2 protein-coding genes are annotated in these 1,586 nt (G+C 31.4%); one reads left to right on the top strand and one right to left on the bottom strand.

What is annotated here, in order from left to right:
• Window positions 1-384 precede the first annotated feature (384 nt).
• The gene (locus KPC_RS19640; RefSeq protein ID WP_121975983.1) at window positions 385-705 is read left to right on the top strand and encodes a DMT family transporter; all 321 of its coding nucleotides are present in this window, start codon (window positions 385-387) and stop codon (window positions 703-705) included.
• 84 nt (window positions 706-789) lie between these two features.
• On the opposite strand, the gene KPC_RS19635 is transcribed toward KPC_RS19640, so the two are convergent.
• Window positions 790-1,200: a hypothetical protein gene (locus tag KPC_RS19635; protein ID WP_121975982.1), complete on the bottom strand. Its 411-nt coding sequence runs from the start codon at window positions 1,198-1,200 to the stop codon at window positions 790-792.
• Window positions 1,201-1,586 lie beyond the last annotated feature (386 nt).

Below are 1,586 nucleotides of genomic sequence, written 5' to 3'. Positions count from 1 at the left end.
TCATTATCTTAATTACAAGTTAGTTTTTAAACTATCCAGCCCACTCAAATAACATGAAAAGTTTTATTAAAAATCAAGCATTACTTGCTCAGTTCAAATAACTCTGCTTTCAAAATCCACAACAAATTTACTCATCGCAAATTTAGGCGATTGTCTGATAATTATATACCTATTAAATTGTATATAACGAATATTCCCATTAAGCAAATATTGATTCTACTCAATAGTAGATGTAAATATTGAAAATATAATTACAAAACTAAAGCTAAANCAACTTTACTTATCACACAAAAAATGATTATTTAAAGGACATAAGAGGACGACCTCTTAACTATAATTTTACTCCTGGACGACCAATAATTAATAACATCGGAGCATCTAAAAATGGCATGGGCCTATCTACTATTAGCAGGCATTTTTGAAATCGTTTGGGCTTATTCAATGAAGCTTTCAGAAGGTTTTACAAAATTAACACCTAGTGTAATTACTATTTTTTTCATGATCCTAAGCTTTGGTTTATTAGCCGCTGCAATGAAAACATTACCTCTTGGCACGGCCTATACCATCTGGGTAGGAATCGGTGCTATTGGCGCTTTTTTAATTGGAATATTTGTATTACATGAACCTATGGGTGTCTGGAGACTGATCGCAGCTGGTGCAATTATTTTTGGTGTTGTCACAATGAAGCTTGCCACTCCATCATAGAATAACAGTAATCTTACTATGTCTGAATCGATAAAAGCCTGAAAATAATTTCAGGCTTTTATATTAAATAAAATCATTAAATTTTTAATTGGCTTTTAGTTCTTTAATTTCAATAGATTTTCCAGGTACTAATTCAACAGAACCTTCACTTCCTTTAAAATGGATCGAAACACCTTCGTCATTTGCTAAACGTACACCACTTCCTGAAACTGCCCGTTTTAAATGGTAAGTTTTATCTGAGTTATCCGTCATTTCTGCCGTTTCAAAATTATCAGAAGTTTTCAATTCTATTGTCAAATCATTCGGCCCAGTAAAGTTAACGACCTGACTAGTAGTGACATTACTCTGATCTGTAGCTAAAGCATTACTTGTTGAAGAATCACTAACCGATGAAGCATCGTTGGTTTTATCTTCTGTTTTAGTAGATTCCGTAGAGTTTGAATTGCAAGCCGTTAATGCCATCGATAAAAATAAAACTGCCAATAAGTACTTCATTAAAGACCTTTATATTTTGAATATATGTTCAAATCAATTTAAATGAAACAATACATATAGAAAAGCTGGTATTACAATTCCAAAACATTAAACTCTAGTATCTTCAATCAAAGTAAAAGCTATCCTAACCACTTTCCTTCTCCACCATGCAATGTATTCAACAACCAAAACTCAATAGCTTAACCTATTTATATTTTTCAGGCTGCTGAGCATGGTAAAAATAGATAAATCTAAATTCACTTACCAAACGCCATTAAAGTAACGTACTCTACCTATCGCACTTTCATTCTAAATAAAAGTATCATATTGATTTTTAAATCTGATATTTAAGTTCATGATCATAACAACCCTAAAAATTAAACCTTCAATTCTTCTTTTTATTATAT

Source organism: Acinetobacter stercoris (assembly GCF_900323515.1).
GTDB lineage: Bacteria > Pseudomonadota > Gammaproteobacteria > Pseudomonadales > Moraxellaceae > Acinetobacter > Acinetobacter stercoris.
The sequence above is the reverse complement of the archived record's forward strand: the minus strand, read 5'-3'. Positions and strand labels throughout refer to the sequence as shown.